The sequence below is a fragment of the Acetobacter sp. DmW_043 genome, from assembly GCF_002153485.1.
Lineage (GTDB): Bacteria > Pseudomonadota > Alphaproteobacteria > Acetobacterales > Acetobacteraceae > Acetobacter > Acetobacter thailandicus.
The window spans coordinates 1-550 of record NZ_JOMN01000066.1; the positions used below are offsets into that span (position 1 = coordinate 1).

The following is a 550-nucleotide window of genomic DNA, read 5'->3' on the forward strand; positions in this document are numbered from 1 at the left end:
AACGGGCTTCAGTGGAAAGATGCTCCCAAAGCGTATGGCCCGCACAAGACTTTATACAATCGTTTCATCCGGTGGAGCCGCCTGGGTGTCTTTGACAGGATCTTTAAAACTCTGGCAGAACAGGGGGGCCGTTCGAAGCGCCTGATGATCGATGCGACGCACCTTAAAGCGAACAGAACGGCAGCCTCTCTGCTTAAAAAAGGGCTTTTCCCCGCCATATCGGACGCACAAAAGGCGGTCTGAACTCAAAACTTCATGCCATGTGCGACGGTCAGGGGCGACCAGTCCGACTTTATCTGACTGCGGGACAGGTCAGTGACTTCAAAGGCGCAGACGTGCTGCTGGCTGATCTGCCCGCTGAGACAAAAGAGGTTATCGGGGACAGGGGTTATGACAGCAACCGGATCAGGTTATTGCCTGCAGAACGCACTATCACAGTCTGTATTCCGCCGAAGAAAAACCGGAAATTAAAACTACCTTACGACTGGCATCTGTATAAAAAACGCCATCTGATCGAAAACATGTTCGCAAAGCTCAAAGACTGGCGACG

General features: G+C 51.8%; 1 pseudogene. It reads left to right on the plus strand.

The features are described 5' to 3' along the window. Positions 1-550: pseudogene (locus HK11_RS12645) on the plus strand (IS5 family transposase); the annotation flags it as partial.